The organism is Pleurocapsa sp. PCC 7319 (assembly GCF_000332195.1).
Lineage (GTDB): Bacteria > Cyanobacteriota > Cyanobacteriia > Cyanobacteriales > Xenococcaceae > Waterburya.
This window is the reverse complement of sequence record NZ_KB235922.1, coordinates 4,194,124-4,218,241: the sequence shown is the minus strand read 5'-3', so window position 1 is coordinate 4,218,241 and position 24,118 is coordinate 4,194,124. Positions and strand designations below refer to the sequence as shown.

Annotated in this window: 25 protein-coding genes and 1 tRNA gene; 14 read left to right on the top strand and 12 right to left on the bottom strand. The window is 38.7% G+C overall.

Going from position 1 to position 24,118, the window contains the following annotated elements; genetic code table 11:
• Positions 1-418: 418 nt before the first annotated feature.
• Positions 419-1,069, bottom strand: coding sequence for a response regulator transcription factor (locus tag PLEUR7319_RS0123245; protein WP_019507638.1), 651 nt, complete (start codon positions 1,067-1,069; stop codon positions 419-421).
• 438 nt (positions 1,070-1,507) lie between these two features.
• Between PLEUR7319_RS0123245 and PLEUR7319_RS0123240 the strand changes: the two genes are divergently transcribed.
• Positions 1,508-2,092, top strand: a complete 585-nt coding sequence (locus PLEUR7319_RS0123240; RefSeq protein WP_019507637.1) for a nitroreductase — start codon at positions 1,508-1,510, stop codon at positions 2,090-2,092.
• Between the two features lie 67 nt (positions 2,093-2,159).
• Here PLEUR7319_RS0123240 and ligA read toward each other — a convergent pair whose 3' ends face one another.
• Positions 2,160-4,193: an NAD-dependent DNA ligase LigA gene (ligA, locus tag PLEUR7319_RS0123235; RefSeq protein WP_019507636.1), complete on the bottom strand. Its 2,034-nt coding sequence runs from the start codon at positions 4,191-4,193 to the stop codon at positions 2,160-2,162.
• 136 nt (positions 4,194-4,329) lie between these two features.
• On the opposite strand from ligA, the gene PLEUR7319_RS0123230 reads away from it, so the two are divergent.
• Entirely contained in the window at positions 4,330-5,139 is an 810-nt protein-coding gene (locus PLEUR7319_RS0123230) for a biotin--[acetyl-CoA-carboxylase] ligase (protein WP_019507635.1), read from the top strand.
• A 404-nt stretch (positions 5,140-5,543) separates the two neighbouring features.
• Positions 5,544-6,917, top strand: a complete 1,374-nt coding sequence (locus tag PLEUR7319_RS0123225) for an IS110 family transposase (protein WP_019503253.1) — start codon at positions 5,544-5,546, stop codon at positions 6,915-6,917.
• A 96-nt stretch (positions 6,918-7,013) separates the two neighbouring features.
• Here PLEUR7319_RS0123225 and PLEUR7319_RS0123220 read toward each other — a convergent pair whose 3' ends face one another.
• Positions 7,014-7,325, bottom strand: coding sequence for a hypothetical protein (locus PLEUR7319_RS0123220; RefSeq protein ID WP_019507634.1), 312 nt, complete (start codon positions 7,323-7,325; stop codon positions 7,014-7,016).
• Between the two features lie 40 nt (positions 7,326-7,365).
• Positions 7,366-9,513 (bottom strand): RtcB family protein, encoded by a 2,148-nt coding sequence (locus PLEUR7319_RS0123215; RefSeq protein WP_019507633.1) that lies wholly within the window; start codon positions 9,511-9,513, stop codon positions 7,366-7,368.
• A 102-nt stretch (positions 9,514-9,615) separates the two neighbouring features.
• On the opposite strand from PLEUR7319_RS0123215, the gene PLEUR7319_RS0123210 reads away from it, so the two are divergent.
• Positions 9,616-10,851 carry an MFS transporter gene (locus PLEUR7319_RS0123210; protein WP_019507632.1) on the top strand — a complete coding sequence of 412 codons (1,236 nt, stop codon included), beginning with the start codon at positions 9,616-9,618 and terminating at the stop codon, positions 10,849-10,851.
• 185 nt (positions 10,852-11,036) lie between these two features.
• On the opposite strand, the gene PLEUR7319_RS0123205 is transcribed toward PLEUR7319_RS0123210, so the two are convergent.
• The 4 genes from PLEUR7319_RS0123205 to PLEUR7319_RS0123190 form a co-directional block, all read right to left on the bottom strand.
• Positions 11,037-11,684: a PAP/fibrillin family protein gene (locus tag PLEUR7319_RS0123205; RefSeq protein WP_019507631.1), complete on the bottom strand. Its 648-nt coding sequence runs from the start codon at positions 11,682-11,684 to the stop codon at positions 11,037-11,039.
• An 89-nt stretch (positions 11,685-11,773) separates the two neighbouring features.
• A complete protein-coding gene (locus tag PLEUR7319_RS0123200) occupies positions 11,774-12,748 on the bottom strand; it encodes a cysteine synthase A (protein WP_019507630.1) in 975 nt (324 codons plus the stop codon).
• A gap of 69 nt (positions 12,749-12,817) precedes the next feature.
• Positions 12,818-13,918, bottom strand: coding sequence for an AI-2E family transporter (locus PLEUR7319_RS0123195; protein WP_019507629.1), 1,101 nt, complete (start codon positions 13,916-13,918; stop codon positions 12,818-12,820).
• Positions 13,919-13,959: 41 nt separating this feature from the next.
• Complete coding sequence (locus tag PLEUR7319_RS0123190; protein ID WP_019507628.1) at positions 13,960-14,721, bottom strand: MBL fold metallo-hydrolase; 762 nt, start codon at positions 14,719-14,721, stop codon at positions 13,960-13,962.
• Between the two features lie 250 nt (positions 14,722-14,971).
• On the opposite strand from PLEUR7319_RS0123190, the gene pstB reads away from it, so the two are divergent.
• From pstB to PLEUR7319_RS0123175, 3 genes are all read left to right on the top strand, one after another.
• The gene (pstB, locus tag PLEUR7319_RS0123185) at positions 14,972-15,778 is read left to right on the top strand and encodes a phosphate ABC transporter ATP-binding protein PstB (RefSeq protein WP_019507627.1); all 807 of its coding nucleotides are present in this window, start codon (positions 14,972-14,974) and stop codon (positions 15,776-15,778) included.
• Between the two features lie 87 nt (positions 15,779-15,865).
• Entirely contained in the window at positions 15,866-16,270 is a 405-nt protein-coding gene (gene psb27, locus PLEUR7319_RS0123180) for a photosystem II protein Psb27 (protein WP_019507626.1), read from the top strand.
• Positions 16,271-16,452: 182 nt separating this feature from the next.
• Positions 16,453-17,022, top strand: coding sequence for a DUF697 domain-containing protein (locus tag PLEUR7319_RS0123175; RefSeq protein ID WP_019507625.1), 570 nt, complete (start codon positions 16,453-16,455; stop codon positions 17,020-17,022).
• A 115-nt stretch (positions 17,023-17,137) separates the two neighbouring features.
• Here PLEUR7319_RS0123175 and lpxB read toward each other — a convergent pair whose 3' ends face one another.
• The 4 genes from lpxB to PLEUR7319_RS0123155 form a co-directional block, all read right to left on the bottom strand.
• Positions 17,138-18,295, bottom strand: a complete 1,158-nt coding sequence (gene lpxB / locus PLEUR7319_RS0123170) for a lipid-A-disaccharide synthase (RefSeq protein ID WP_019507624.1) — start codon at positions 18,293-18,295, stop codon at positions 17,138-17,140.
• Between the two features lie 78 nt (positions 18,296-18,373).
• Positions 18,374-18,895 carry a DUF302 domain-containing protein gene (locus tag PLEUR7319_RS0123165; protein WP_019507623.1) on the bottom strand — a complete coding sequence of 174 codons (522 nt, stop codon included), beginning with the start codon at positions 18,893-18,895 and terminating at the stop codon, positions 18,374-18,376.
• 128 nt (positions 18,896-19,023) lie between these two features.
• Complete coding sequence (locus tag PLEUR7319_RS0123160) at positions 19,024-19,821, bottom strand: RNA methyltransferase (RefSeq protein ID WP_019507622.1); 798 nt, start codon at positions 19,819-19,821, stop codon at positions 19,024-19,026.
• Between the two features lie 51 nt (positions 19,822-19,872).
• A tRNA-Leu gene (locus PLEUR7319_RS0123155) sits at positions 19,873-19,957 on the bottom strand.
• A 220-nt stretch (positions 19,958-20,177) separates the two neighbouring features.
• Here PLEUR7319_RS0123155 and murA point away from each other — a divergent pair.
• The 7 genes from murA to PLEUR7319_RS38975 all read left to right on the top strand — a co-directional run bounded on the left by murA (position 20,178) and on the right by PLEUR7319_RS38975 (position 24,070).
• Complete coding sequence (gene murA / locus PLEUR7319_RS0123150) at positions 20,178-21,503, top strand: UDP-N-acetylglucosamine 1-carboxyvinyltransferase (protein ID WP_051044463.1); 1,326 nt, start codon at positions 20,178-20,180, stop codon at positions 21,501-21,503.
• A gap of 197 nt (positions 21,504-21,700) precedes the next feature.
• Positions 21,701-22,084 (top strand): rubredoxin, encoded by a 384-nt coding sequence (locus PLEUR7319_RS0123145; RefSeq protein WP_019507619.1) that lies wholly within the window; start codon positions 21,701-21,703, stop codon positions 22,082-22,084.
• A 130-nt stretch (positions 22,085-22,214) separates the two neighbouring features.
• A complete protein-coding gene (locus PLEUR7319_RS0123140) occupies positions 22,215-23,270 on the top strand; it encodes a photosynthesis system II assembly factor Ycf48 (RefSeq protein WP_019507618.1) in 1,056 nt (351 codons plus the stop codon).
• Positions 23,271-23,356: 86 nt separating this feature from the next.
• Positions 23,357-23,602: a cytochrome b559 subunit alpha gene (gene psbE / locus PLEUR7319_RS0123135; RefSeq protein ID WP_019507617.1), complete on the top strand. Its 246-nt coding sequence runs from the start codon at positions 23,357-23,359 to the stop codon at positions 23,600-23,602.
• Between the two features lie 27 nt (positions 23,603-23,629).
• Positions 23,630-23,764 (top strand): cytochrome b559 subunit beta, encoded by a 135-nt coding sequence (gene psbF / locus PLEUR7319_RS39620; RefSeq protein WP_071592939.1) that lies wholly within the window; start codon positions 23,630-23,632, stop codon positions 23,762-23,764.
• Positions 23,765-23,773: 9 nt separating this feature from the next.
• The gene (locus tag PLEUR7319_RS39615; protein WP_071592938.1) at positions 23,774-23,893 is read left to right on the top strand and encodes a photosystem II reaction center protein L; all 120 of its coding nucleotides are present in this window, start codon (positions 23,774-23,776) and stop codon (positions 23,891-23,893) included.
• 57 nt (positions 23,894-23,950) lie between these two features.
• A complete protein-coding gene (locus tag PLEUR7319_RS38975; protein ID WP_019507616.1) occupies positions 23,951-24,070 on the top strand; it encodes a photosystem II reaction center protein J in 120 nt (39 codons plus the stop codon).
• Positions 24,071-24,118: the final 48 nt, after the last annotated feature.

The window sequence follows — 24,118 nt, the reverse complement described above, 5'->3', positions numbered from 1 at the left end:
TTACTCAGTGGTTGAAAATTTACATTTAAGACACACAATCTTCATACATCAAGGGGTTTAGGGACTGTATAATAATGTTGAAGAGCATAACAAAGCTTGCATTTGCACCTAGAAAACCCGAGCAAGATTTTCGGACACCAAACCTGTGTGGGTTTAATACACCAGTAATCGAGTTTGGTGCGAAAGAATAGTTTAAGAAGCAGTCCCATTTATTAAGTGGTTTTTGTGTATGAGAAGTCTTTTAAGTTTATTTAAAGGCTGAATAAATTTAATGCTGATACTTTCAAAAGCTGTGAAAAAAATAATAAAAAGCTTGTATATCTAGGCTTTTTGGCTAATTTCTTCGGAAATAGTTGCTTTATTTGAGAAACTTCAGTATTAACTAAAAACTACACTTTGTTATTCATGTTAGCGACTGTCAAGCCATACTGCTTTCCATTGCCCAACGTGCTAGCTCTGTGCGATTATTAAGACTAGTTTTATTGAGCATATTAGAAACATGGCTTTCGATGGTTCTTTGACTAACGTTTAGTTGTGTAGCAATCTCACGATTAGCCATTCCTTTGGCTACTAGCTGAACTACTTTTAGTTCTGTAGGGGTGAGTTCAACGTTATGGGGTACGTGAATAGTAGGTCCACCATCCAACCCCTTGGGACGTCCTTGTTCCCAGCGTTTAATTTGATTTAATGAAGATTCAACCTGAGCGACTAGTTCTTCTGGTTCAAAAGGCTTAACCATGTATACATCTGCCCCTTCATTGAGACCTTTAACTCGATCCTGACTTTGACCCTTCGCTGAAAGAAATAAGACAGGGATTCGATTGGTTGTAGGCTCACCGCGAATATGTTTGACTAGGGAATAACCATCCATTTCTGGCATCATTACATCACAGATGATCATATCTGGAACATCATTATTATCCAATATTTCTAAAGCCTCTCTACCATTTTCGGCTGTATCTACGTTGTAGCCTCGGAATTCTAGGTAATCTTTAACCAATAAAATCAAGTTTGGGTCATCATCTATGAGAAGCAGTTTTTTATTATCTTTCTGAGAATTGTCTTTCATAGGTAATAATCTTTAGTCTTTACTGTAAGCTAAGTGTTGGTTTATTGAACTTTTAGGTAAGCATCCCTATTAATTTATAAGTCTCGGAGGGATTACTGATGGATAATTTTAAGAATATGTTAATTCAACTAGACATAAGCAACGTGTTATCGTCTGGCACGACTGTAGAAATACACAATATATAATCTAACCTCAATCTGGTTTTTCGACACCCTTTTACTAATAAATACCTTGAAGCATAACTTAGATTTACAAGTTGATGATCGTATATTTCAAATAATGTTTTTATTGACTGTTTAAATGTCCGATCTTTAAGAAAATCAAAATAATAGTATTAATTACTGAGAGGTAATATTTTGGGTTCTCTCAGCTATAATTGCTTGAGGCAAATTAATATTTAACGACTTCTATCAACGACAAGCGAGTCATTTTTCCATTATGGTTGATTTAGTTGCTCAGATTAGTGAGGTAATACGTTCACGTCGTTCTACAAAGCCACGGCTCTTCAATGGCGATAGGATCGACGATAAAATCATTTGGGAGATCCTAGAAAATGCTAACTGGGCGCCTAACCATGGTTTAACTCAACCTTGGAGATATAAAATTTTTACGGATACGGGTTTGGAAAAGTTAGCTAATTTTCAAGCTGATTTATATCAGAAACTTACCCCGGAAGAAAAGTTTAAACCAGAAAAATACGAACGGATGAAGACGAATTTACTTAAGTCGTCTCACGTAATTGTTATCTGTATGCAGCGCCAGAAATTGGAGAAAATCTTGGAAATAGAAGAGATAGAAGCGGTAGCTTGCAGCGTACAAAATATGACATTGACCGCTGCAGCTTATGGTATTTGTAGCTTTTGGGGTTCTGGAGGGGTTACTTATACTGAAGAACTCAAAGAATTTCTCGGCTTAGGAGAGAAAGATAAATGTCTGGGATATTTGTATTTAGGATATAGTGATAATCCAACTACTAAAAGTCGCCGCGATCCTATTCAAGAAAAAGTGGAATGGTTTAGCTAAAACTAATGTTAATCTTTGAAAATCGGTAGTGGTAGTCATCTGAATCATTTACTTACTTTTCTGCTACTTACTTTTCTGCGATTAAATCTAGTAATTCGGTTTCACTTAGTTGAGGAATCCCTAATTTTTCGGCTTTAGTTAATTTGGAACCAGCATTTTCTCCCAGTAGTAAATAATCAGTTTTTTTGCTAATTGAACCTGTTACTTTTCCACCAGCTTGTTCAATTATTTTTTTAGCTTCATTACGCTGTAGACTAGGTAGAGTTCCAGTAATCACAAAAGTTTTTCCGCTTAATATTTGATTAGGTTGGTTACTAGTATTAGAGGCGGGCATTGAATAAGATAACTCCAATCCTGCTGCTTGTAGATTTTGAATCAATGCTATATTTTCTGGGACTCTTACCCATTCAAAAACAGATTGGGCAATTTCTTCGCCAATGCCATAAACTGCTTCAATTGATTCAAAAGATGCTTGAGATAATTCTTCGATGGAGGGAAAACTTTTGGCTAGTATATTAGCATTTACACTGCCAACCAAACGAATTCCTAAACCATATAAAATCCTATCGTAAGTTTGCTTTTTAGATTCAGCGATCGCCCTAACTAAATTCTCAGCTGATTTTGTTCCCATGCGCTCTAAATTAGCAATTTGTTTGACAGTCAAAGAATATAAATCGTCAACAGATTGAACTAAATTATTTTCAATCAACAAAATAGCTACTCTTTCTCCCAAACCACGAATATCTAAAGCATTACGGGAAGCCCAATGGATAATACTACCTCGTAAGATTGCGGGGCAAGAACTATTGACACATCGAGTAACTGCTTCATTTTTAGGACGCACCAAAATTGAATTGCATTCTGGACAAATAGTTGGCATTTGGTAGGTAACAGTTCCAGATGGACGCAGTTCAGTTAAAACCTTGACAACTTCTGGAATAATTTCTCCCGCTTTACGGATGATTACAGTATCGCCCACACGAATATCTAATTCCGAAACGCGATCGCTATTGTGAAGAGTTGCTCTTTGTACGGTTGTACCAGCTAGTTGCACAGGTTGCATTACTGCCATTGGTGTAACAGCACCTGTACGTCCTACATTAACGATAATATCCCGCACTATAGTAGGGGCCTCTTCCGCAGGATATTTTAAAGCGATCGCCCATCGCGGAAATTTTTGCGTAAATCCTAATTTTTGTTGTAGTTGATAATCATCAAGTTTTACTACAACACCATCGGTCATATAGGGTAAGTTTTTTCTGCCTGTATCCCATTCTTGAAAATATGCTTCTACTTCTACAAGAGACTGACATAGTTTACGGTTAGGATTAACTAAAAATCCCATTTGCTGTAATAGCTCTAGGGACTGCCATTGGGATTTTATGTCTTCATTTGCTCCTTCATCACTATGTAGAGTATAAGCAAAGAAATTTAATTTCCTTTGAGCAACAATTTTAGAATCAAGTTGCCGCAGTGTACCCGCAGCAGCATTACGAGGATTAGCAAATAAAGTCTCACCTAGCCTTGTTCGTTCCTGATTAATCTCTTCAAAGACATCCAGAGGTAAAAATGCTTCACCTCTAACTTCTACTCTTGAGGGAGGATGATCAATACTTAACTTCAGCGGAATAGTGCGAATAGTCTTAATATTTTGAGTGATTTCTTCTCCCGTAACTCCATCACCACGAGTTGCTCCTCTCACCAAAATACCATTCTCATAAGTTAAAGCGATCGCGCTACCGTCTATTTTTAATTCGCAGACGTAGGCGAATTCGGGAATATCCTCTAACTGTCGTTGCCATCGAGTTTCCCACTTAGCCAATTCTTCAGAATTAAACGCATTTTCTAAACTATAAAGAGGAATATTGTGTTTGACAGAAGTAAATTGGGATGCTGGCTTATCTCCCACTCTTTGGGTGGGACTATCAGGAGTTATTAATTCAGGATATTCTTGCTCTAAATCCTGTAGCTGACGATATAGTTGGTCATAGACCCCATCTTCCATAATGGGATTATCTAATACATAGTATGCATATCCTGCTTTTTGGAGTTGTTCTCTAAGTTGCGCAACTTTTTGCTTATTCTTTGGAGTCACGGTCATAATTCTCGGATGTAGCTAGTATCGCTTCGGGGAAGAATGATTGTTGGCTTAAACAACGAGAAATTTAACACATTAACAGTTCATTAGGTTACGCTACCATGAACCCAAATTATGAAAAACGATCTTCCTGAGAGAATTGGCTTTTAATCTACAGTTATACCGACAAACTTGGCAGAGACTTAATAATAGTCAAATAGTTACTCAGCAACCAGATATTGCTACGTCTATTCCTCTACACATTTTTGATAGTATTTCTTCAACTAATACAAAACTCTGGGAATTCATTGATAGTGGCATCGAAACTCCTGTAGGGGCGATCGCTTTAAAACAAACTGCAGGTAAAGGACAGTGGGGCAAGAGTTGGGTTTCATCAGATGGTGGACTCTATCTTTCTGTTGGTCTTGATCTTGATTTGGCTATAAATAAACATTCACATATAGTGATGGCGACAGCCTGGGGCATTGCCATAGTTTTAAGGCATTATCAGTTACCAGTAACGATCAAATGGTCAAATGATTTGATTCTAGAGCAACGTAAGCTAGGAGGGATCAAAATTGAAACTCGCAATTCACAACATCAAATAACCCAAGCTGTTGTGGGGGTAGGAATTAATTGGTGCAATCCTGTTCCTGCAATTGGCATCAACCTACAATCGTATTATCAAGATAAGTCTCAAAAAAATATTACATCTTTAGAAGAATTAGCAGCCATTACTACCTATGGAATCTTATTAGGATATCGGTATTATCTATCAGTAGGAATTGAACAGTTATTAATTGATTATTTAGCAATTCTCAGTAGTTTGGGACAACAGGTAATGTTTAATAACTGCCCGGGAAAAGTAACGGGAGTAACTATCGAAGGTAAATTAAAAGTTAGATTGCGATCGCCAGGAGCAACTACCGAGATAGCTTTGGCTCCTGGTCAAATTAGTCTAGGTTATTAGTTAGGATTTCTGACTTGAGGACGGAAACGTTAAGGTATGTTTTTAGACAGTATCTCCAACTACTGCTATAGCCGTACAAAGTTATGTTAGGACAAGCAAAGTTACTGGTTCGTAAGTAGCAAGTAACAAGTAGCAAGTAATAAGCTCCTGAAGGACGCTTTGCGCCCCAAAATAAAGATGAGAAACCAAATTGGTAGACCAAGTATCATGATACGTGGAAATGTTTTCATCACAAAAAAGCCGAAGTTACAATGGTGCAACGAACGCCCGAGAATAAGCTTGGTTAGAGGAAAGTGGACAAATAAATTGGTGAAAGGAGAAAAAACCTTATCCCGTTGGAGAGAATGACAAGAGAAAACCATTCCTCATCGAAAACATTTCCCTATCAAGAGTGAGGGCAAAAAATGAAGCCAATTGGTCGAAGCCAAAAATCCCAGAAAAAAAGTAGCAAAAGACAGGAGCCAGAAATAAAAGTCATCAATCCGCACTCGGCGGGAATTGATATTGGCTCAAGAGAGCATTGGGTTTGTGTACCTATAGCAGCAACAGAATCTAATGTTCGTTGTTTTGGGTGTAGTACACCAGATTTACTAGCTCTGGCAAATTGGTTAAGTGAATGCGGTGTGACGAGTATTGCCCTCGAATCGACGGGAGTAGAATGGATACCTTTATTTAACATCTTAAGTCAGCATAACTTCCAAGTCTGTTTAGTCAATGCTCACAATGTAAAAACAGTACCAGGAAGAAAAAGCGATGTCCAAGATTGTCAATGGTTACAACAACTGCATAGTTATGGCTTACTTGCACCTTCCTTTATCCCCGAAGGAGAAATAACTGTACTGAGAAGCTATTTAAGACAACGAGAAAATTTGATTCAAGCTAGTTCGACTCATGTGCAAAGAATGCAAAAAGCTTTAACACAGATGAATTTGCAGTTGCATAAAGTCATTAGCGATCTTACAGGGGTGACAGGATTAAATATTCTGAGGGCCATTATTGCTGGGGAAAGAAATCCACAAACCTTAGCCAAATTAGCACACCGAAGAATTAAAAGTAGTCCACAACAAATTAGAGATGCCCTAACGGGTAATTATCGTCCAGAAATGGTTTTTATTTTGCATCAAGAATTATCTTGTTATCAATTTTATCAACAACAAATCGGATTATTAGAGGAACAAATCGAACAATGTCTCAGTAAATTGCCCTCCCAAACAAAAGAGACTCCGCCCCTAAATAGCCAGAAAAAGTGTCGTCGCTCAATCAAATCAGGGTTCGACTTACATTCTCATCTCTATCGTATTGCGGGAGTAGATTTTACCAGCATTGATGGTTTAAGTGTAGTCACAGTGCAAACCATCCTCAGTGAAGTAGGATTAGACCCGACTAAATTTAAGAGTGCTAAACATTTCAGCTCTTGGCTCGGATTATGTCCTGGTTGTCGGATTACAGGGGGCAAAGTTAAAAGTTCTCAGACTCGTCGAGTTAACAATCGAGCTGCAACAGCTTTTCGATTGGCAGCTCAAGCTGTTAGTCGTTCTCATTCAGCTTTGGGCGCATTTTATCGACGCATTCGCTCCCGTGCTGGCGCACCCAAGGCCATTACTGCTACAGCACACAAAATTGCTCGTCTATTCTATACTCTCTGGACAAAAAAAGAATCTTATCTCGATCGTGGAGCTGATTACTATGAACAAAAATATCAAGAAAGACTCATCAAAAATCTCAAGCAAAGAGCAAAATCCCTTGGTTTAGAAGTAGTTGAGGCATCTTCTACTTGATTTTAGTTTCTGGAGAGTAACAAGTAACAAGTATCAGTTTCAAAAATGTCCTAACCTAGGTAAGTAATGCTATATTCAGGTTTTGCCACACAATTTTTATTTTTCTTGAGATGGATGAGCAAAGACGTAGAATTTTCTTCCCGAATCTGTAGTTCCTTGATAAAGTTTTACTTCTTGACCTTTGACAATTGGCATTTTTGTTGTCGAGCTAACTAAAACTGTTTCTTCCGAATCTAATTTAACTCTAATCTTGATTTCTGATGGACCGTACTGTTTTGGATATTCGACAGTTCCCAAAACAGTACCAGTAATCGGAATAATTTCCCAATTAATATCTTTCGAGTTTACACATCCCAAAACACATATGCTAAGAGCTAAGGATATACTTAAAGGATTGATTCTCTTCATTGTTTAGATGTAAACACGAATTTACCTCTTTTGATACAAATTATCCTTTAACACACACAACTTGTTTTAAAGTAGCTACAACTTCTACTAAATCATTTTGCTGTGCCATTACCTGCTCAATCGGCTTATATGCTCCAGGAATTTCATCGATAATTTTGCTGTCTTTACGACACTCGACTCCTTGAGTTTGCTCGATTACGTCTTCGACGGTAAACTCCTTTTTGGCTTTGGTACGGGACATTAACCGTCCAGCCCCATGGGAGCAAGAACAGTAACTATCGTGGTTTCCTTTTCCTTTAACAATATAAGATTTAGTTCCCATTGAACCAGGAATAATTCCGTAGTCTTCTGACTTGGCTCTTACCGCTCCTTTACGTGTAACATAAACTTCTTTACCAAAGTGAACTTCTTTTTCAGCATAGTTATGATGACAATTTACCGATAGTAAAGGTTTGATCTCTTTGCCGCCAGTGACAAATTCCTCAACTATCTTTTTAAAACGTCCCATCATTACATCTCGATTAAAACGAGCGTAATTTTGCGCCCACTGCAAATCTCGCCAATATGCGGCAAATTCTGGTGTTCCTGCAACAAAATAAGCTAAATCTGGATCGGGCAAGCTAATATTTGCTAATTCTGCCAGTTTTTTTCCGGTAGAAATATGACACTGAGCTAATTTATTGCCAATGTGCCGTGAACCTGAATGCAACATTAACCAGACATAGTTTTCTGTATCCAAGCACAGTTCAATGAAGTGATTGCCACCTCCAAGAGAACCCATTTGTTGCAAGGCTTTATTGTCTAAGTCTTGCACCCCTGGATGTAATTCTTTAAAATCTCGCCAACCTTGCCAATTGGTAACGTTTTTTTCAATTCGTTTATTACCCCATCTGCCAACAGGAATAGAGCGCTCAATTTGATGACGTATTTTTTTCAACTTTCCTTCCAAGCCATCGCCTGTAAAGGGCATCTTAACCGCAGCCATCCCACAATTATGAACAAATACTCCTGCACTAAGAGCAAAGTTATTGTATTTAGGAACACTTAAGCAATAAACATCTTCTTTTTCTTCTAAAGAAATCATGGCAACTACTTTATGATTGTAGCCATGCTCATATTTCCTATGATTATGAAGCCCAATCGGACTTTTAATTTCTTCTCCACAAGTTTCACAAGTGTAAAAGCGATTAGCAATTTCTTTACTTTTAGCCCTTCCTTTATCACTTTGGTTGTATGCTACTAAATACTGTTTTCCTCTTTCACCATTCCTAGCAACAGATTGGTGAAAATGCTCAGGATTATTCTGCATATAGCTGAGAATATTAGCTGTTCCTCTTTGAGCAAAGTATTTATATCCTTCTTTACTTTTAGCTTTGGCAGCTAAAGCCTTTTGTCTTCTAGCTTCAAATTCTGGTGATTGCCAATGAGTATTTCTATCTACTAATGAACGATGATAAGCAGAATGATCGCAGTTTCCCATAAATTCTAGATTTTCTGGTCGATTATCTGCTTGATTAAAATTCTTGTGGTGAATAATTGTTCTTTGATTCTCAAACTTAGGAATTTCACCTAAAATTCCCGAACGGGCAACAATCCAATGTGCTTTTTGCCATCTTCCAGAATAGTTTTGTTGGATCAAAGTGTATCCGTCTTTATCTGTTTTAGAGTAAAAAGGCATCAGAGAATCATCAGGCTGAAGATTACAAGCTTCTTGATAGCTTCCGTCTCTGAGCATGAATTGATGTTCTGGAGTACATCTAATTTCTCGACCATTGTCTAAAACAACTTTGACCAAAGAAGCATTATGACGAGTTTTCCTGGCGATCGCTTTGGCACTGACGATCTTTCCGCTATCTGTGCAGGCATAGACATAGATCGAACGCTGTTGCTGAGCTAATTCAGCGATCGCATACTTTTTGCCATCCACTAAAGGAATTTCGGTATCCCCAGTAAAACAACCAATATCAACCCCTACAGCAGCAGGAATTACCGCATCTTTGGTGGCAATGACGGAACCAACTAAAGCCCCTTTTCCTAAATGAACGTCGGGCATTAACGCCACATGCTTAAATACAAAGGGTAAAGATGTGACGTTCTGCGCCATCTGAGCTTCTCGATTATCTAGTTCATGATTTGCCCAAGACAAAACAGGTTTTGCTGTTGATAAGTTTAATTGTTCGTGTGGCATGACATCTTTAACTTGGCTACAAAAATAGTACAATACTGTGGATAGTTTTGTCCTGAGAATTTATGAAGATATACTGAAAACTTACTTGACAAAACTTAATACATGAAAAGTTTTAACTGGCGAGAACAATTTGATTTACCACCTCTATTTTGGTTGATTGCTCTCATTGCTCTGATCAACTCGATTAGCTTTACTATTATCATTCCTCTGCTTTATCCCTATGCCAAACAGTTTGGTTTAAGTGATTTTCAAGCCAGTTTGCTGACTACTGCTTTTGCCTTATCACAGTTTTTTGGTACGCCAATATTGGGTAAACTCTCAGATCGTTTGGGGCGTAAATCTATTTTAGTCTTTAGTTTGGCGGGTACAGTAGTAGCTAATTTACTTGCCAGTATTGCGGGGGTAGCATGGTTATTGTACGCAGCCCGAATGTTAGATGGTCTAACTGGAGGAAATACTTCGGTTGCTAGTGCAGTAATTAGCGATATTACCACTCCCCAGCAACGTCCCAGAGCCTTTGGAATCTTTGGTGCAACTTTTCGTTTAGGATTTGTCATTGGACCTGTTCTAAGTTACTTGGCACAACAAATGCCTACTTTACCAGGTATTTCGTCTTTGGGGATGAGTTTTTTAGTCAGTGCGGCGATCGCAGCTTTTGCTGCTTTGTTGACCTTATTTTTCTTACCCGAAACCGCTTCTCAACCAGGAGATTTCAAATTAACTTGGGATGATTTTGCCTTCGGTAAGATTGCCAAGTCTGCCACTAGACCGAGATTGGGAAATTTATTTGTCCTAACTTTTTTAAGTGGTAGTACCTTTACCATTTTTACCTTTGCCTTTCAGCCGTTTTTCCTGAATGTCTTAAATCAGGATGCTAAAGGACTAGCAATTATGTTTGCCTTGGTAGGAATTTTGGGCTTTATCTCTCAAGTATTTGCCCTTGAACCTTTGAGTACAAGATTTAATTTGATTAATATAATTGCTGTTTCCTTAGCTGTGCGGGGTATCACTTTCTTGCTGATGCCCACTTTTCCCACTTATGGTGCATTTGTAATTATTTTGGTTATATTTGGTTTAGTCAATTCGTTTCCAATGCCGCTGATCGATACTGTGTTATCTCTTAATTCCGATAATAAAGAACAAGGAGAAATACTAGGAATTAACTCTTCTTACTTGAGTATGTCTAATGCGATCGGTCCTGTAATTTCTGGCTTACTTGTCAGCTTGAATTACACTGCCCCTTTATGGATCACGGGAGTATTAACCATCCTAGTTTCCATTTTTGCTTTTAACCTCAAGTCTAGATTTAAGTGCAATAAAGCAATGGTCAATAGTTAAGTCATTTGACTTGCTCATTTAATTTAACTGGCGATCGCCTCTGGCGGTGGGCGGAGCCCAATCGCGGTTGCGAAGCAAGTCCGTAGGACTCAGCGTACACCCATTCGAGTGCAAGCCCTGCGGGTAATCACCTTTGGCGGTGGGCGGAGCCCAATCGCGCTAATCCAGCTTCAAATTTGCAGAAATTAAATTTCGGCTTTAGTTAAAATAAACAAACTGCCATCGCCACCACGACCAATTCTCATGCTCTCATCGATATAAGTAATATCTAGACTGGCTTTTCTATCTTGAGGATTACGCGCTTTTACCACTTTTACAGGATCTAAAAACTTAGTTTTAGCACCTAAAACTTTAGTGATCGCAATAAAGCGTTGTTGGAAATCTACATAAATTTTTTGATTGGGAAGCTGATCGTCTGTTTCTAAAGCTGGTTCAAAAGCGGCTGTTACTCTAACATATCCAGATAATAAACCTGACTTATGCTCTACCCATGCTCTATTTTCAAAAGAAGCGGTATTAATATCAATTATTTGATATATTTTGCCTACCAAAAATCCCCAAGGTAAACTTCTCAAAGAACGAATTTCTCTGGCAGTTGAATATTGCAATAGCCAGCTACCATCAAGTAACTGACTACTATATAACAAGGGACGGGGAAAAGAAGACATCTTCTCCAAGTTCTGAGTTAATGCTTCTATCTCTCTAACCTTTTGCGGTCTAATTTCTAAATCTGTAATCGGAGAACCTGGAAGAGCTTGGCGTCTATTTTTAAGCTTTTCAATCTCTTCAAGTAAATTTTGCTTAACTGCTAGCCTATTTTGAGTGTACGACATTTTAAATTTGAGAATTATTCAAAAACTAATGTAATTACTCGTTACTCGTTACTCGTTACTCATTACTTATTACTTCGACAAAGTTATACCTAGCTTGGTAAAAGACCTTTTTCAGCTAACCATTCTTGATTATATAAACGAGATTGATATCGTGCTCCACCGTCACAAAGAACTGTAACTATAGTATGACCAGGACCCATTTCCTTGGCTAAAACTAATGCCGCAGCAACATTAATCCCTACAGAGCCACCCATAAACAAGCCTTCTTTATTTAATAGTTGATAAATTACGCGGATACATTCGCGATCGTCAATTTGAATCGCATCGTCAATCGGCGCTCCTTCCATATTTCCAGTGATGCGACTATTGCCAATCCCCTCAGTAATGGAATTTCCTTCAGTTTTTATTTCTCCTGTTTTGACGTAGCTGTAGAGACCACTGCCCATCGGATCGGCAACTACACAACGAATATCAGGATTTTTCTCCTTAAGGAACATCGATACTCCAGCATAAGTTCCTCCCGTACCAGTAGAAGCCACCCAAGCATCGACTTTACCATCCGTTTGCGACCAAATTTCATGGCCTGTGGTTGCATAATGTGCTTGACGGTTGGCTAAATTTTCAAACTGGTTTGCCCAAACAGCATTATCCATCTCTTCCGCGACTCGACCTGATACCTTGACATAGTTATTAGGATTTTTATAGGGAACTGCGGGAACAAGCCGCACTTCTGCCCCCAGAGTTCTTAAAGTGTCGATTTTTTCTTGAGATTGGGTTTCGGGGATAATAATGAGACATTTATAACCTTTGGCATTGCAAATATGAGCCAATCCAATGCCTGTATTACCTGCTGTTCCTTCTACTACTGTTCCACCAGGTTTTAAGAGTCCTTTTTTTTCGGCATCTTCGATGATAAATAAGGCGGCACGGTCCTTAACTGAACCACCTGGATTAAGAAACTCTGCTTTACCCAAAATTTCGCACCCTGTTTCTTCGCTAAAGCTGTTGAGACGAATTAGAGGTGTATTGCCAACTGTAGCGACAAAACCATTTTTTATATCCATACCTATAAAATCAAATTTAATCAACAAATCAACTCTCTAGTCTTTAGATTACCTGAATTTCGGCTGTTGTTAATTGTTGATTGTCAATTGTTGATTATCAAGATCTTGATGTCCTTCGGCAATCAACTTGGGTTTGACATAAAGATTTTCCAGTAATACCCCCAAGCCAGCTATCCAAGGCGGAACAATTAAGGCTCCAATAATTCCTAATACCTGTGCGCCACCTAGCACCGCCAATAACTGATAAAGAGGAGGAACTTTAACTGAACTACCGACCAACAGAGGATCTAGTAAATAGGTTTCTAAGTTTTGGACAATTACAAATAACAGTAACACCCAAACAACGGTCAATCCTCCCAGAGAAGTAGCTACGATTAAAGCGGGAATTGCCCCCAAAACTGGCCCAAAAAAGGGAATTAGGTTGGTAAATCCTGCAATTACCCCTAAACCTAAAGCTAACTCAGATAAACCCAAAAATCTGAGGCTAACACTGATTACGATCCCTAGAATTGCTGAAACCAAAATTCTGCCCTGAATATAACCTCCCATTCTTTTGCCTACTGGTTTAATTTGTGCTGCTAAACGTTTATTCCAAGGAGCAGGAAAGAGATTAATGATATCTTCTAATAGTTGTTTAGAAGCCGATACCATATATGCTGAAAGCAACAGTGCCAAGATAGCACTCAAAACACTACCAATAATGCCTTTGGTAACACTAAATGAGCGAACTACTAACTGTTGACTAGAACGAATTGCCCACGAAGTTAATCCCTGCACATCGAGCAGTTGATTAATGATATTAGATGCCCCCGTGTCCCTCATACCAAATCGCAGGATTAAATCGGACAGAAGCGATTGCAATGTCTCTAAGTAAACAGGTAATTTTCTAATTAGTCTTTGAATTTGTTCCACAACTGTTGGTCCCACAATCAGTCCAAAGCCAGTCAAGGTGGCGATCAAACCAGCATAAACAATTAAAACAGCTAAAAATCGGGGCATTCCCACTTTTTGAGTTGTATTTACTATGGGAACTAAGGTGGCAGAGATCACCACCGCAATCATCAGCACCACTATTAAACTCCTCAACTGCCATAAAAGAATTAATAGCAAGGGAAGAATAACTAACAGGACAATATTAGTTAAAGAAATTTCAATTCGTTTATTAGTCATTTAGTCTCGGCGATCGCCATATTTTGGGCTAGTAGTATTAGTTAAACCAAAGCCAGTTCAATTGTCTCTCCAGATTGAGGATCTATTGCCTTGGTAGAAAGATCATTTTCCTGCAAAAGATGATTAAATTCTGCTACAGTGCCATCTGCTTTGAGGAGCGAGATAATCAAACCTTGAAAATCGATATCTCCTCCTGCGGCAGTAGAGATTATTACTTGAGGTTTGAGCCACTTACACACTTCCAAAGCTGCTTTTTGACCTTTAATTACTGCTCCTAATAGAGGTAATTTGAGATTAATAAGGGGCGTGATAATCACATCAATTGGTGTAGCTTCTTTGAGGTTATCTGAATGATAGCCATGAGGTTCATAATAAATATTTTTGCCTGACTCTAAGCCTTTAATAATGTAGCCATTTTCTACCAGTGTGGGACCTATTGGTGAACCAGGAACAGCTTTAATTTCTACTTGATCACCCAACTTAAAACTTTCCATGTGATCTAAGGAGGTTACGGTATTGTAGCCTAATTCTGTCGCCACTTTTGCTCCATTAGGAGATGCAACAACGGGAATATCTTTATTTAACTTTTTCAGGGTAGGAGGATGGGCATGATCTTCTAATCCTTGGGACAAGAGAATTATGTCGATATTTTCAGGAATAGGCTGGGGATTATTTTTCTTTCCCCTAAATAGCCAAGCCTGATTACCAAAGATCAATTCTCCAACCAACCAAGGATCGAGCAAAATTCTTTTGCCATCAAGTTCTATCAGCCAGGAATTACTATCTAGATAGGTAAGCTTCATAATCACTTTCTATTTACTATACATCTCTCTTATTATTGTAAATATTTGTTAACTTGGTGTGTTAATGAAAATTACATTATCGTAAGTGAGCAATTACACTTAATAAGTCACTTCAGTAATGGAAATGGAAAATAATTATAGATTTCTTTAATGAGAAGTTAAAATAGTCATAACCCTTTCCTAGTAAGATCAGGTTCGATATTAAGTAATTAATAAATCAGTATTTGAATTTAATAGCACAGTAAATTTTATGGTTTACGATCAAGAGACTGCCACTCAAACCGAAACAGTTTTGCAGGCGGAAAATGTCAATGTATATTACGGTGATTTTTTAGCTGTAAAAGGTATTTACCTAAATGTCCCTAAAAATAGAGTTACTGCCTTTATTGGACCATCTGGCTGTGGAAAGAGTACTCTATTACGCTGTTACAATCGCCTCAATGATTTAATTCCTATTTTTCGTTTAGAAGGGTTAGTAACTTATCACAATCAAAACTTGTACGGCAAAGATATTGATCCAGTGCAAGTTAGACGTAAGATTGGGATGGTTTTCCAAAGACCTAATCCTTTCCCAAAATCTATCTACGACAATATTGCCTTCGGAGCGAGAATTAATGGCTTTAAAGGCGATATGGATGAATTAGTAGAGCGATCGCTCAGACAGGCAGCGATCTGGGACGAAGTCAAGGACAAGCTCAAGCAAAGTGGTTTAGCACTCAGTGGTGGACAACAACAGAGGTTGTGCATTGCCCGAACCATTGCTCTACAGCCTGACGTAGTTTTGATGGATGAACCTTGTTCTGCTCTCGATCCGATCTCTACTCTCAAAGTTGAAGAATTAATTCATCAATTAAAAGAAAATTATACGATTGTCATTGTCACTCACAATATGCAACAAGCTTCGCGAGTAGCAGACTATACTGGTTTTTTCAATGTTACCGAAGTCGACGGTGGTAATCGTCAAGGTTATTTAGCCGAATTCGCTCCTACAGAGCAAATTTTCCAAAACCCTCAAGAGGAAGCAACACAACAATATGTAAGCGGTCGCTTTGGATAATTTCCGCTTTCAACTGCTCCTAGAAAATCTGGATTGTACCGATTTCTTGGTAGGATAAGTTGAACCTGGGAGCGTTTACATAAAATTATGTTTTCTAAAAAATACTTATCTCGCATACTAGCTTTAGTCCTAGTTGTTGCTATTGGCTTAATGGGTTGTAGTGCTAATCCCTCTGGATTATCAGGTAACTACAGTCAGGACACTGTCGCAGTCTTAGAAAATTTGAGGACAGCGATTGACCTACCCGATGATGCTTCTGATAAAAAGGAAGTAGTTACATTAGCACGAAGACAAATTAGCGACTATGCTTCGCGTTATCGTCGTAACTCTAAAACTGCTGGTCTGCGCTCTTTCACTACTATGCAAACTGCATTGAATGCGCTCGCTGGATACTATAGTTCATATGGCAATCGTCCTTTACCCGAAAAGTTGAAAAAACGCCTAAGTCAGGAGTTCAGACAAGTGGAAATCGCTTTGAAAAGAGGCGTATAATTTCGCCCATTTTATAGGTTTTACAGGAATTATTGATCCTCCTAAGCCTTTTATCCTTGGGGGGTTTTTTGCATTTAAAGGAAAATAGTAGCCACAAACAACTATTAAAAACCAAATCACATTAGAGGCAAAATCAATATGTTAGGCTCAAAAAAAAATTTTACATTAGAGTCTAGCCAGGTATGAATATTGATAGTAAAAAAAATCAAGCTGAAGCAATTATTCGTTCTCATGTTTTGTGGTCTATGGGAGGTGGTTTGATTCCGATTCCTCTTGTTGACTTTGCAGCAGTCACTGCTATTCAACTGGAGATGCTTCAGCAGCTAGCAGAACTTTATGGAGTTGACTATTCTAAAAGTAATGGAAAAGCTTTTGTCTCAGCTTTAACGGGAACCACTATTGCTAGATTAGGTGCTAGTTTGGTTAAAGCAATACCAGGAGTAGGGACAATCATTGGTGGAGCTTCAATGTCTTTAACTTCTGGAGCTTCAACATATGCAGTGGGACAAGTAGCAATCAATCATTTTACTAATTCTGGCGATCTCAGTAACTTTGTAGAAGATCAACTTAAAAATGCCTATGATTCTGCTTTCGAAAAGGGCAAATCTTATGTTTCCGATCTAGAAGATAATAAAGATAAAGCTGCTAATATGTACCAATCTTTAGAACAACTAGGTAAGCTTAGGGATCAAGGTATCCTAACAGAAGAAGAGTTTCAGTCGAAGAAAGCAGAATTACTGAAACGACTATGAGACGATGATTACTCTATGACAAATGTGATCGCGCTTTATTAAATTAACTGACGATCACACCCTGCAATAAAACCTCGTGCCTCAACTGCTGCGTCTCTCATATACTTTAGCCGAGTTAAATTGTTTTAATAGTATTGAGAATTTCACTAGCAGCGCGATCGCAAACTCCGATAGTGCCTAAAAGCGATCGCATTTGTTGATAGTCTTGGCTAACTTGTTGTCTGAGGCTATTATCTGATAACAGCTTGATTGCCTCTTTAGTGACATTGTCGACAGTTACTTCTTCTTGTTGAAATTCGGGAACTATTTTCCGATTGACAACTAAATTCGGTGGCGACATTAAAGGTACTGAAAAACCAATTTTCCTACCAATCCAAGCGGTGAGGGGATGAATACGGTAGATAACTACCTGAGGAATATTCAGAAAGGCAATTTCGAGATTTACTGTCCCTGATTTGGTAATTGCCAGATCGGCAGCAGCGATCGCATCTAGAGTGTTACCTTCTAAAATCTGAGCGGGTAATTGATATTGTTCTACTGCTGCGCTAATTGCAGGACGATAACTAGGTAAAGATACAGGAATTAAAAATGTTATCTCCGGGAAGTGTTGATGAATTTGCTGTGCAGCTTGGCAGATGACAGGAAGTAAATATTTTATTTCTTGTTGCCTGGAAGCTGGTAAAAGAGTAACAATCTGCTGTTCCGGTTTAAGTTCTAAATTTAGTCTTGCCTGAATTTTAGTGGGGGCAGTTGACATCCTATCTAACAAAGGATGCCCCACCCAAGTAACGTTGATATTTTTACTCCTAAAATACTCAGCTTCCGCTGGAAAAATAGCCAGTAATTTATCGACAACTTGAGCAATTTTAGGAGCATTATTTAACATTGGTACTGCCCAATCTTGAGGGGCAATATAGTAAATTATGGGTGTTTGGGGCAGATACTTTTTAATATAATTAGCTAAAGCCAAGTTGGAGGCAGGATAGTCAATTAAAATCAGAATGTCAGGGGGATTTGCTTGAATATATTTTTTAGTTAGCTTCTGAATTCTCAGAGTTGGCAGTACAAACGGTAATGCCTCGATAAACCCCATGGAGCCTATTACCGCAGTATTAGCAATAATCTTAGCTCCAGTTGCTTTCATGCGATCGCCACCCAAACCAGCAATTTCTAAATTAATATTTTTTTCTCTAGCAACCTGATATAAGGATTTAATTAACATTGCTCCCTGCAAGTCACCCGAAACTTCGCCAGTACTAATAAAAATTCGCATAGTATCTTAGTTATTCTTCCCCAAAACCCAATGACTAAAATCTACAATTTAGTCATAACTTAGCTATTTGACGTATGACTAGGGCGTATCATCAATTGCTCGAGCAGTAATATCTTTTAATACTCCAGAAACTTTAGCTAACATTTCATCACAGCCATGAATACCATGTCTTTTTTTTAAATATTGAGGCTGATTATAAGTAATTTGAGTTTGTTCATCTTCATTCTGCCAAACCAAAATTTTCTGGGGTAAGTCGATTGCTGTTGTCGGAGAACATTCCATTAACGGTGTCCCTACTTTGGGATTACCAAAAATCAGTAATTGTGTTGGTTTTAATTCTGCCCCAATTTTCTCAGCATTGACACTATGATCGACATTAGTAAAAAGAGTTAAGCCTTTATCGTTGATAATCTGTTCTAGACGGTAAACAGTTTCGCTGACGTCATAAGGACTAGATTTAGTCTTTAATCCATTTTCTGAGATAACTGTTTCCGCCACTGCTTTTCTCGCTATAGAATTATGCAGTTCTATTTCTTGATGACTATAAGATGCGCAAATGATTAAAATTGCAAACAAGTAGTACTTTATTGAATCATTCATCGATAGATAAATCCAAAAAATGTAAATCCAAAAATTATGTCGAGATTATAAACTTGGATTGGTTACGATTTAGTTACTTAGGGTTAAGAATCGATTTGAAGCCCGGAAAAATCAAAAACTCCTTTTGCCTAATGATGATGAGATTGTCTTCGAGCTTCATATAAAATTAGTGCAGCGGCAACTGCCACATTTAGGGATTCTACTCCGTTCATTAAAGGAATTGTAACTTGCTGATCGGCCATTGTAATTAGTTTTTCCGATAATCCTGCTCCCTCATTTCCCAATAAAATTAGACTAGGACGAGTAAAATCTATTGCCCAGTAACTTTGATTAGCTTGAGAATTGGTAGCAATTACCTGGATTCCCTGTTGTTGATGTTGAGCAATTAACTGGGATAGATCTTGATTTGTTGCCATTGGCACTCGAAACCATTCCCCCACGGAAGCTCGTAGCACTTTAGGGTTATGAATATTCACACTATCGCAACTTAACCAGAGACCATCTACTCCTGTAGCTACCGCAGTACGAATAATTGTGCCTAAGTTGCCAGGGTCTTGAATTTTTTCTAAGGCAATACCCAACTGTGTTTGAGCTACGATTGGTTCCTGAGCCGAACGGCGAGGAGCGATCGCCACTACTCCATCTGGATTGACTGTTGTAGCGATCGCCTCTAAGACCTCTGAACTAACACGCTGTAACTTTAGCCCTTTCTTCACAAGTTTTAGGCATAATGGCTGGTGATTTGCTTGCCAGAGATCTGTGTAAAAAATAATATCTAACTTATAATCGACTTGACACGCTGCTTCAACTAAATTTGTTCCTTCTAACAGCAACAGATTTTGCTTATGTCTTTCCTGGGCACGATGCAGCTTACGAGCCTGTCTAATTAAAGGATTTTTTATACTGGTTAAAATTATATCTTTCACTAGCTATTGACGAATAGCATAATTCAAAGTAATACTTTGGTTGCTTGTATATGCGGAACTCGGGACTTGAACCCGAATGTTTTAAGCAAACACTAGAATCTGAATCTAGCGCGTCTACCAATTCCGCCAGTTCCGCAAAGAAAAATACACACAGACTTCTATTATGGTTGACTTTTATATTTAATGTCAAACGCCAAAACAAATATTTATTTTGGTTGAATTAATCAAAACTATTTTTTCGATTAAATTTCAGGAGTTTATTCTCCACTACCCTGTAAACGCTCAAATTAAATTCATTTATTTATTAACAAGAGGAAAAAGCCATTATCTCTATCTCTAACTTAAACCAATCTTCAATCACCACTGAAGCTCCCCAGCCAGTTCTAGAAATACTAGGACGTACTTCTCTTCGAGGAGAAGTCCAAATAAGCGGTGCTAAAAATTCAGCTCTTGTTTTGATGGCTGGCTCAATACTTTGTGCTGATAAATGTACCTTACGCAATGTTCCTAATTTGGTTGATATCAAGCGTATGGGTCAAATTCTCACATCGTTGGGAGTTATGCTCAAACAAACTGATGATGTTCTGGAAATTGATGCCAAAAATATTAACCCAACAGAAGCACCTTATGATGTTGTTTCTCAGTTGAGAGCTAGTTTTTTTGTCATTGGACCATTACTCACTAGACTAGGAACGGCTCGTGTTCCTCTTCCCGGAGGATGTGCGATCGGTGCCAGACCAGTAGATCTTCATGTGCGAGGTTTACAGGCAATGGGAGCTAATGTTTCTATCGAAGATGGTATTGTTCACGCCAACCTAGTAGGGAATAAAGGTCGTTTACAAGGAACCAACATTTACCTAGACTATCCTAGTGTTGGGGCAACAGAAACAATCTTAATGGCAGCAACTTTAGCTGAAGGCGAGACTAAAATTGAAAATGCGGCTCAAGAACCAGAAATAGTAGATCTAGCAAACTTCTGTAACGCCATGGGAGCCAATGTTAGTGGTGCTGGCACAAATACCATTACTATTCAGGGAGTTTCTGAATTACATTCTGTTGACTACCATGTTATTCCCGATCGCATTGAAGCAGGTACATTTTTAGTCGCAGGAGCAATTACCCACTCAGAAATCACTTTAACCTCAGTCATTCCCGAACATTTAGCTCCAGTTATCGCTAAACTCAATGAAATTGGTTGTCAGGTGATAGCTGAATCAGATGACGGGAAAATATTTGGTGGAAATGTCAAATCCCAACGATTGCGCATTGTCCCAGGAGAACTTTATGGTACAGATATAGAAACTTTGCCCTATCCTGGCTTTCCTACAGATATGCAAGCGCAATTTACTGCTCTCTTAAGTATCAGTAAGGGCAATAGCGTGATCAGTGAAACTGTATTTGAAAATCGTTTGCGTCATGTAGCCGAATTACAACGTATGGGAACCAATATCAGGGTCAAAGGCAATCATGCCATCGTTCAGGGGGTACCAATTATCTCTGGTGCGCCAGTTATGGCAACGGATTTGAGAGCTTCTGCTGCTTTGGTGCTTGCTGGTTTAGCTGCTGAGGGTAAAACTACTGTTCATGGTTTACACCACTTAGATCGGGGCTATGAGAATTTAGAAGCCAAACTTAGTAATTTAGGGGCAAGACTAAAGCGTATTATTCCTTCCGGTAGTTAACACTGCTGATATTTAAAAAAAAGTTACAAAAGCTACAAATAACTAGCACGGGAAATTAAGTAGTGGCAGCATGGGGCATAGTGGCGGATTTCTTGTCATCCTTTTGCTCTTAGCCTTTATCCTTTTAATCCTCCCGTGCTTTTTTGTGCAATAATTCATAAAAGAAAGATATTTTAATATTTGCTTAATATAAAGCAATGAGTGAGCCAGCTAAAGAAGAACAGTCAGTCCCAGAGGAGTCCCTCTCCAAAGAGAAAACTCTTGCAGAACAAGCACCATCAAGCTACGAGTGTCGCTCTTGCGGCTATGTCTACGTACCATCTAAGGGAGACAATCAAGGAGAGATTCCCCCAGGAACTCTTTTTACCGATTTGCCGAGTGACTGGCGTTGTCCTGTCTGTGGAGTTCGTACAAATCAATTTACCAATATTGGCGCACAGGGGGCCCCCTCAGGCTTTGCCGATAATTTAGATTATGGTTTTGGTGTTAATCGTCTAACTCCTGCCCAGAAAAATATTTTGATTTTTGGTGCATTGGGTTTAGGTTTCTTGTTTTTCCTTAGCTTATATGGCTTAAACTAGCAGTTTTATCTGAATGCTTGCGGTGTGGAGAAAGATAGTTTGAAAGTTGAAACTGTCATTCTCCTGGCTCTGCCATTTAAGCAATACCAAACATCGCTTCTATCTGCCTTAATCAGTCACCAGAACATTTATGAGTTTATCGATTCAACAACGTGGTTGGATATGTGCCGTAAAACGACGTATTCCCCACATTCAAAAATTAAAGCAAGTAGCTATTTTATTTGCAGTTTGTATATTCTGTATTAGCTGTAGTCAGGTACCTTCCACTACCACTAACCCCTGGAAGACTTTAACTTTACCTACGGAAGCAATTTTTTCTGATATTGCTTTTACTAGTAATCCCGATCGCGGCTGGTTAACTGGAACCCAGGCAACCCTATTTGAAACTAATGATGGCGGAGAAACCTGGTCACAAAAATCGATTGATATCGGTGAGGAAAAAGTTTCTTTAGAAGCTGTTAGTTTTGATGGAGACGAAGGTTGGATTGTAGGTCAGCCATCAATTTTATTACATACCGAAGATGGTGGTACAAGTTGGACAAGAATTCCTCTGAGTGCCAAGTTACCGGGAGCTCCTCTTGATATTATTGCTCTAGGTAAGTCGACTGCTGAGATGGTAACCAACTTAGGAGCAATTTATAAGACTACCAATGGCGGTAAAAATTGGAAAGCTCTAGTAGAAGGCTCAGTCGGAGTAGCCCGCAATATTCATCGCTCCAATGACGGCAGATACGTCGCAGTTTCTGCTAAGGGTAATTTTTATTCTACTTGGGAACCAGGTGACACTGAATGGGCTCCTCACCAGAGAACTTCTTCTCGTCGTTTACAAAATATGGGCTTCAACGAAGATGGTAGCCTGTGGTTATTGGCTCGTGGTGGTCAGGTTCAATTTAGTGGTTCAGAAGGCTATGAAGATTGGGAAGATCCAATTTCCCCAGAATTTTCCGCTAGTTGGGGATTTTTAGACCTAGGTCATCGTACCCCAGAAGAGATCTGGTTGGCAGGGGGTAGTGCTAATCTGTTAGTGAGCCCAGATAACGGTCAGACTTGGTCAAAAGACCGTGATGTGGAAGATGCCCCTTCTAACTTCTACAAGGTAGTCTTCATGTCCTCGCAAAAAGGCTTTATTCTGGGTGAACGTGGAACATTACTAAAATATGTTCCCGAGGCTGGTGCTGCAACTTAATAACTGTTTCTAGTTGTAGGCAGCGACCCTTGTTTCGTATTATGTAAACTAAGCTTTAAAACTTTTAATAAGGAGAAATAGAAGATATGGCAGGAGATACAGGAGAACGTCCCTTTTCCGATATTATTACTAGCATTCGCTACTGGGTAATTCACAGTATTACTATTCCTATGCTGTTTATTGCCGGATGGCTTTTTGTTAGTACTGGTTTAGCTTATGATGCTTTTGGTACTCCTCGTCCTAACGAGTATTTTACTCAAGAACGAATTGAGCTGCCCATTTTAAGCGATCGCTATGAAGCTAAGGATCAAATCAAGGAATTTAATCAATAAAATTGTTTACGAAAAAGGTAAAAAAATATGACAGGTAATAACCCTAATCAACCCATTTCTTACCCCATCTTTACTGTTAGATGGTTGGCTATTCACACTTTAGCAGTACCCACTGTTTTCTTCTTAGGCGCGATCGCCTCAATGCAGTTCATCCAAAGATAGGAGCAACCAATGGACAGAAATACTAACCCTAACAAACAACCCGTAGAACTAAATCGTACTTCCCTTTACTTAGGGTTACTTTTGATTGCTGTTCTAGGTATCTTGTTTTCCAGTTATTTCTTTAACTAAACAAGCCGATATATCCGATCAATTTAATTATTATTAGCAAGTAGGAGATTGAGAACAATGTTTGCAGATGGAAGAATTCCTTTGTGGATTGTCGCTACAGTAGCTGGCATGGGTGTCATCGCAGTTGTTGGTATCTTTTTCTACGGTGCTTATGCTGGTGTTGGCTCTGCAATGTAGAGTTCTATACCATCAAGTAACACCTGGAAAAATTTCATAATTAAAGCT

Excerpts from the sequence above, each read along its gene's own strand:
- PLEUR7319_RS0123225 (WP_019503253.1), top strand. The coding sequence starts at position 5,544 with ATGAAGCCAATTGGTCGAAGCCAAAAATCCCAGAAAAAAAGTAGCAAA.
- PLEUR7319_RS0123175 (WP_019507625.1), top strand. The coding sequence starts at position 16,453 with ATGAATATTGATAGTAAAAAAAATCAAGCTGAAGCAATTATTCGTTCT.
- PLEUR7319_RS0123240 (WP_019507637.1), top strand. The coding sequence starts at position 1,508 with ATGGTTGATTTAGTTGCTCAGATTAGTGAGGTAATACGTTCACGTCGT.
- psbF (WP_071592939.1), top strand. The coding sequence starts at position 23,630 with ATGACAGGTAATAACCCTAATCAACCCATTTCTTACCCCATCTTTACT.
- PLEUR7319_RS0123210 (WP_019507632.1), top strand. The coding sequence starts at position 9,616 with ATGAAAAGTTTTAACTGGCGAGAACAATTTGATTTACCACCTCTATTT.
- pstB (WP_019507627.1), top strand. The coding sequence starts at position 14,972 with ATGGTTTACGATCAAGAGACTGCCACTCAAACCGAAACAGTTTTGCAG.
- PLEUR7319_RS0123245 (WP_019507638.1), bottom strand. The coding sequence starts at position 1,069 with ATGAAAGACAATTCTCAGAAAGATAATAAAAAACTGCTTCTCATAGAT.
- lpxB (WP_019507624.1), bottom strand. The coding sequence starts at position 18,295 with ATGCGAATTTTTATTAGTACTGGCGAAGTTTCGGGTGACTTGCAGGGA.
- PLEUR7319_RS39615 (WP_071592938.1), top strand. The coding sequence starts at position 23,774 with ATGGACAGAAATACTAACCCTAACAAACAACCCGTAGAACTAAATCGT.
- PLEUR7319_RS38975 (WP_019507616.1), top strand. The coding sequence starts at position 23,951 with ATGTTTGCAGATGGAAGAATTCCTTTGTGGATTGTCGCTACAGTAGCT.
- PLEUR7319_RS0123215 (WP_019507633.1), bottom strand. The coding sequence starts at position 9,513 with ATGCCACACGAACAATTAAACTTATCAACAGCAAAACCTGTTTTGTCT.
- PLEUR7319_RS0123140 (WP_019507618.1), top strand. The coding sequence starts at position 22,215 with ATGAGTTTATCGATTCAACAACGTGGTTGGATATGTGCCGTAAAACGA.
- ligA (WP_019507636.1), bottom strand. The coding sequence starts at position 4,193 with ATGACCGTGACTCCAAAGAATAAGCAAAAAGTTGCGCAACTTAGAGAA.
- PLEUR7319_RS0123200 (WP_019507630.1), bottom strand. The coding sequence starts at position 12,748 with ATGGATATAAAAAATGGTTTTGTCGCTACAGTTGGCAATACACCTCTA.
- psbE (WP_019507617.1), top strand. The coding sequence starts at position 23,357 with ATGGCAGGAGATACAGGAGAACGTCCCTTTTCCGATATTATTACTAGC.
- PLEUR7319_RS0123195 (WP_019507629.1), bottom strand. The coding sequence starts at position 13,918 with ATGACTAATAAACGAATTGAAATTTCTTTAACTAATATTGTCCTGTTA.
- PLEUR7319_RS0123205 (WP_019507631.1), bottom strand. The coding sequence starts at position 11,684 with ATGTCGTACACTCAAAATAGGCTAGCAGTTAAGCAAAATTTACTTGAA.
- PLEUR7319_RS0123190 (WP_019507628.1), bottom strand. The coding sequence starts at position 14,721 with ATGAAGCTTACCTATCTAGATAGTAATTCCTGGCTGATAGAACTTGAT.
- PLEUR7319_RS0123165 (WP_019507623.1), bottom strand. The coding sequence starts at position 18,895 with ATGAATGATTCAATAAAGTACTACTTGTTTGCAATTTTAATCATTTGC.
- PLEUR7319_RS0123220 (WP_019507634.1), bottom strand. The coding sequence starts at position 7,325 with ATGAAGAGAATCAATCCTTTAAGTATATCCTTAGCTCTTAGCATATGT.
- PLEUR7319_RS0123145 (WP_019507619.1), top strand. The coding sequence starts at position 21,701 with ATGAGTGAGCCAGCTAAAGAAGAACAGTCAGTCCCAGAGGAGTCCCTC.
- psb27 (WP_019507626.1), top strand. The coding sequence starts at position 15,866 with ATGTTTTCTAAAAAATACTTATCTCGCATACTAGCTTTAGTCCTAGTT.